Below are 5,711 nucleotides of genomic sequence, written 5' to 3' on the forward strand. Positions count from 1 at the left end.
TGTGTATAAGAGACAGCTGCAGAACGCCGGGGCCACCGGGGGCGGCGCGCCCGCCGTGGTGACGCCGCAGGATCTGGCCAAGATGCCGGTGGTCACCGGACTGGACCTGTCGGCATACCCCGAGGGGCCGCTGCAGGTCGTCGATATCAAGGAGAACCCCTCCACGTGCTGGTGGTGGGAGCGTTCCACCGGTGACAGCCGGGCCCGGGTGCAGGTGGTGTCCGGCCCCACAATTCCGGTGTCGCAGAAGCAGATGAACCGGGTGGTGTCGCTGGTGAAAACCAACGACGCCAATGTGCCGGAGGCCGACCGGGTCTACTTCGGTTCCGGCTACGGCAATTTCGTCGCGGTGACCGGTAACGACCCGGACGCCTCCACGCGGGAATCGTTGTGGTGGATATCGGCCTCGGGCGTGCGATTCGGGATCCCCGGCGATGACGAGCGCAAGGCGCTGGGCCTGGTCGGAGAACCGGCACTGGCGCCATCGGTGGCGTTGCGCCTGCTGGCACACGGCCCGACCCTGTCCAGACAGGATGCGCTGGTCCGTCACGACACCCTGCCAACCGATATGAGCCCAGCAGAATTGGCGGTGCCCAAGTGAAACGTGGATACGCCCGGCCGACGCCGGAACGCGCGCCGGTGGTCAAGCCGGAGAACATCGTATTGCCGACGCCGCTGAGCGTCCCGCCGCCAGAAGGCAAGCCGTGGTGGCTGGTGGTGGTCGGCGTGCTGGTGGTCGGCCTGCTCGTGGGCATGGTCGCCATGACCGTGGCCAGCGGCTCCCGGATGTTCCTGGGCGCCGGCTCGATCTTCCCGATCTTCATGATCGGCGGCGTGGCGATGATGATGTTCGGCGGCCGTTTCGGCGGTGGCGCCCAGCAACTGAGTCGGCCCAAGCTCGACGCGATGCGCGCCCAGTTCATGCTCATGCTGGACCGGCTGCGTGAGTCGGCGGCGGAGTCCGCGGACAGCATGGACGCCAACTACCGGTGGTACCACCCGGCGCCGTCCACCTTGGCCGCCGCGGTGGGGTCGTCGCGCATGTGGGAGCGCCAGCCCAACGGCAAGGACCTCAACTTCGGCCTGGCCCGAGTCGGGGTGGGGATGACCCGCCCCGAGGTGACTTGGGGTGAGCCGCAGAACATGCCGACCGACATCGAGCTGGAACCGGTGACCGGTAAGGCGCTGCAGGAGTTCGGGCGCTACCAGAGCGTGGTCTACAACCTGCCCAAGATGATCTCGCTGCTGGTCGAGCCGTGGTACTCGCTGGTCGGCGACCGCGAGCAGGTGCTCGGGTTGATGCGCGCGATCATCTGCCAACTGGCCTTCTCGCACGGGCCCGACCATCTGCGCATGGTCGTGGTGACGTCGGATGTGGCGCAGTGGGATTGGGTGAAGTGGATGCCGCACTTCGGCGACCCGCGCCGCCAGGACGCCGCGGGCAATGCCCGCATGGTGTACGGCTCGGTGCAGGACTTCGCCACCGAACACGCCGAACTGTTCTCTGGGCGTGGATCGTTCATGCCGCGCCACGCCAGCTCGTCGGCGGAGACCCCGACCCCGCACCACCTGATCATCGTCGACGGTCTGGACCCGCAGTGGGAGTACGTCAACACCACCGAGGGCATCGACGGGGTGACGTTCTTCGATCTGACCGGCGCCCCGGAATGGCGTGGTGTCTCACAACGGGTGCTGCGTCTCGACGACAAGGGCATCATCAACGCTCTGCCGCGTGACCGCGACACCTGGATGGTGATCGACGACAACGAGTGGTTCTTCGCGCTCGCCGACCAGGTCAGCCCCACCGACGCCGAACAGTTCGCGCAGCGGTTGGCGCACTGGCGGCTGGCGGCGGCCTACGAGGAGATCGGTCAGAAGGTGACGCACCACATCGGTGCGCGCGACATCATGGCCTACTACGGCATCGAGGACGCCGGGCGGATCAACTTCGAAGAGCTGTGGGCAAGCCGGCGTGACGGTGGCAGCCGGGGCCGCCTGCGGATTCCGTTCGGAAACCGTTCCGACAACGGCGAACTGCTGTTCTTGGACATGAAATCCCTCGACGAGGGCGGTGACGGGCCGCACGGCGTCATGTCCGGCACCACCGGTTCCGGTAAGTCGACCCTGGTGCGCACGGTGATCGAGTCGCTGCTGCTGGCTCACCCGCCGGACGAGCTGCAGTTCGTGCTGGCCGACCTCAAGGGCGGATCGGCGGTCAAGCCGTTCGCCGGCGTGCCGCACGTGTCGCGGATCATCACCGACCTGGAAGACGACCAGGCCCTCATGGAGCGCTTCCTGGAGGCCATGTGGGGTGAGATCGCCCGACGAAAGACCATGTGCGACAACGCCGGTGTCGACGGCGCCAAGGAGTACAACGAAATCCGGTCCCGGATGCGGGCGCGCGGCGACGACAGCCTGCCGCCGCTGCCGATGCTGGTCGTGGTAATCGATGAGTTCTACGAGTGGTTTCGCATCATGCCGACCGCCGTTGAGGTGCTGGACTCGATCGGCCGCCAGGGCCGCGCCTACTGGGTGCACCTGATGATGGCCTCGCAGACCATCGAGAGCCGCGCCGAGAAGCTCATGGAGAACATGGGCTATCGGCTGGTGCTCAAGGCGCAGACCGCCGGAGCCGCGCAGGCGGCCGGTGTCCCCAACGCGGTGAACCTGCCGGCCAAGGCGGGTCTGGGCTACTTCCGCAAGAGCGGCGAAGAGGTCATCCGGTTCCAGGCCGAGTTCCTGTGGCGCGACTACCACCGGGGCGGAATCCTCGACGACGAGCAGATGCCGTTGACGCACGCCGTCGACTACATCCGGCCGCAACTGTTCACCACCGAGTTCACTCCGCTCGAGGTCAGCGTCAGCACGCCCGAGATCGAGGCGGCCGAGGAGATGGCAGCGCTCGACACCAAGCCGGCAGCCGCGCCCGGCGAGCCGGCCGAGGAAGAGGACTTCATCCGGACTCCCAAGGTCGGCACGGTCATCATCGACCAACTGCGTCAGATCGACTTCGAGCCGTACCGGTTGTGGCAGCCGCCGCTGGATGTGCCGGTGACGGTCGAGAGCCTGGTGAACCGCTACTTGGGTCACCCGTGGCAGCAGGACTACGGCACCCGGCGCGACCTGGTGTTCCCGATCGGTGTCATCGACCGGCCCTTCAAGCACGACCAGCCGCCGTGGACGGTGGACACCTCCGGCCCCGGCGCCAACGTGCTGATCCTGGGCGCCGGTGGGTCGGGCAAGACGACCGCACTGCAGACCTTGATCTGCGCGGCCGCGTTGACGCACACCCCCGAACAGGTTCAGTTCTACTGCCTGGCCTACAGCGGGACCTCGCTGACCACGGTCGCCGGCCTGCCGCACGTGGGCAGTGTCTGTGGTCCGACCGATCCCGACGGGGTGCGCCGCACGGTGGCCGAACTGCTGGCGTTGGTGCGGACCCGCAAGCGCAGCTTCCTGGAGAACGATGTCGCGTCGATGGACGTCTTTCGCCGGCGGAAGTTCGAAGGTGCTCCGGGGGCGGTGCCCAACGACGGTTTCGGCGATGTCTATCTGGTGGTCGACAACTACCGGGCACTCTCGGAGGACAACGAGGTGCTCGTCGAGCAGGTCAACCAGATCATCAACCAGGGGCCGTCGTTCGGTGTGCACGTGATCGTGACCGCCGACCGCGAATCGGAGCTGCGCCCGCCGGTGCGAAGCGGTTTCGGATCCCGGGTCGAGCTGCGGCTGGCCGCGGTCGAGGATGCCAAGCTGGTGCGTTCCCGGTTCGCCAAGGATGTTCCGGTGAAGCCCGGACGCGGCATGGTCGCGGTCAACTACGTGCGCCTCGACAGCGACCCCCAGTCCGGTCTGCACACCCTGATCGCCCGGCCCGCGATGGAGGACACCGGCGACAAGGTGTTCGAGTCCGACAGCGTGGCGGCCGCGGTCAGCCAGGTGGCGGTCGGCCGGGTGCGCCCGGTGCGGCGTCTGCCGGCGCGGTTCGGCCTGGAAGAGGTGCGCGCGGTCGCGGCCAACGACCGTCGCGAAGGAGTGGGAGCGGGCGGTATCGCCTGGGCGATCTCCGAACTCGACCTGCAGCCGGTCTACCTGAACTTCGCCGAGAACGGCCACCTGATGGTGACCGGCCGTCGCGAATGCGGCCGCACCACCACGCTGGCCACCATCATGAGCGAGATCGAACGGCTCTATGCGCCGGGTTCCAGCAGTGCGCCGGCGCCCAGCCCGGACGGTCGGCCGTCGGCCCAGGTGTGGCTGATCGACCCGCGCCGGCAGTTGCTGACCACGTTGGGGTCGGACTACGTGGAGAAGTTCGCCTACAACCTGGACGGCGCCGTTGCGCTGGTCAACGAGTTGGCCGCCACGCTGGCCAACCGGGAGCCTCCGCCGGGGCTGTCGGCCGAGGAGCTGCTGTCGCGGACCTGGTGGAGCGGGCCGGAGATCTTCTTGATCATCGACGACATCCAGCAGTTCCCGCCCGGCTTCGACTCGCCGTTCCAGAAGGCTGCGCCCTGGGTCACCCGCTCGGCCGACGTCGGCCTGCACGTGATCGCCACCCGCACGTTCGGTGGTTGGTCGTCCGCTGGTGCCGACCCGCTGCTGCGGGCTCTGCACCAGGCCAACGCACCACTGTTGGTGATGGACGCCGACCCGGACGAAGGCTTCATCCGCGGCAAGATGAAGGGCGGCCCGCTGCCTCGCGGCCGTGGCCTGCTGATGGCGGAGGACACCGGGGTGTTCGTTCAGGTCGCCGCCACCGAGCTGCGGCGGGCGCCGGCGCAGGAGCGCGCGGCCACCCCGGCCGGCTGACCGGCCCGACCAGCAACCACTGTGACGCGAGCAACAGCGACACAGTGGTTGCTGGCGCTTTCACGGCCCCGACGCGGGCGGTGAATTAAGTGCGCCGGGATTTAAACCCGGGCGTGTTGCCCGCTGGTTTCGGAGGGTAGGGCGGCTGCCGGTCGCACCGGAAATGGCAGCCCTGTGTTTTTCCAGTTTGAAGCCTTTTCGGCGGCCGAACAGCCGGCTCGCGGCCACCGGCTTGTTACCCCAGATGAACACTTGTTATCGGCAGGTGAACACTCGGCGATGTGGCTACTCCCGGGCACTTTGAGCCTTTACGATCGTCAGCAGAGAGATTGCTGACCGCGATCCCGGAGGAGGACTCGAATGTCGTTTGTGAACGCGCAGCCGGAAGCGCTGTCCGCTGCCGCTGCGAACTTGAGCGGTATCGGTTCGGCGTTGAACGCGCAGAACGCCGCCGCCGCCGCCCCGACCACCGGCGTGGTCCCGGCAGCCGCCGACGAGGTCTCGGCACTGACCGCGGCGCAGTTCGCCGCGCACGCGACGATGTACCAACAGGTCAGCGCGCAGGCCGCCGCGATCCACGAGATGTTTGTCGCAACGCTCAACCAAAGTGCGACCTCCTACGCCGCCACCGAGGCGGCCAACGCTGCTGCGGCGGGCTAATCAGGAGCCAACCGCATACCGGCTACGGGCTGATGGGAGGGGAACCAATCATTCGTTCAAAGCCGGTCGTCGGTTACCGACGTAACCGGTGGCAATAACCGTCAACTACGAGAATCAATAAGAAACAACGAACTTCAGAAAAGGAGACAACAGTGGCAACACGTTTTATGACTGATCCGGACGCGATGCGTTCGATGGCGGGCCGTTTTGATGTGCACGCGCAGACGGTGGAGGACGAG

3 protein-coding genes and 1 pseudogene are annotated in these 5,711 nt (G+C 67.2%); all 4 read left to right on the forward strand.

All coding sequences use genetic code 11. From position 1 onward, the window contains the following. Positions 1-601: type VII secretion protein EccB (locus LI94_RS19965; protein WP_046302299.1), on the forward strand; the 601-nt coding region annotated here is incomplete at its 5' end. Then, positions 598-4,812 carry a type VII secretion protein EccC gene (locus LI94_RS19970; protein ID WP_046302300.1) on the forward strand — a complete coding sequence of 1,405 codons (4,215 nt, stop codon included), beginning with the start codon at positions 598-600 and terminating at the stop codon, positions 4,810-4,812. The genes LI94_RS19965 and LI94_RS19970, both read left to right, overlap by 4 nt. A gap of 360 nt (positions 4,813-5,172) precedes the next feature. After that, positions 5,173-5,472 (forward strand): PE family protein, encoded by a 300-nt coding sequence (locus LI94_RS19975; protein ID WP_024442076.1) that lies wholly within the window; start codon positions 5,173-5,175, stop codon positions 5,470-5,472. A gap of 152 nt (positions 5,473-5,624) precedes the next feature. Continuing rightward, a pseudogene (locus tag LI94_RS22565) lies at positions 5,625-5,711 on the forward strand (WXG100 family type VII secretion target); the annotation flags it as partial.

It is taken from the genome of Mycobacterium sp. UM_Kg27, assembly GCF_000972905.1.
Taxonomy (GTDB): Bacteria; Actinomycetota; Actinomycetes; order Mycobacteriales; family Mycobacteriaceae; genus Mycobacterium.

What these genes read in the sequence shown, in the direction of transcription:
- LI94_RS19975 (WP_024442076.1), top strand. Translation starts at nt 5,173, where the DNA reads ATGTCGTTTGTGAACGCGCAGCCGGAAGCGCTGTCCGCTGCCGCTGCG.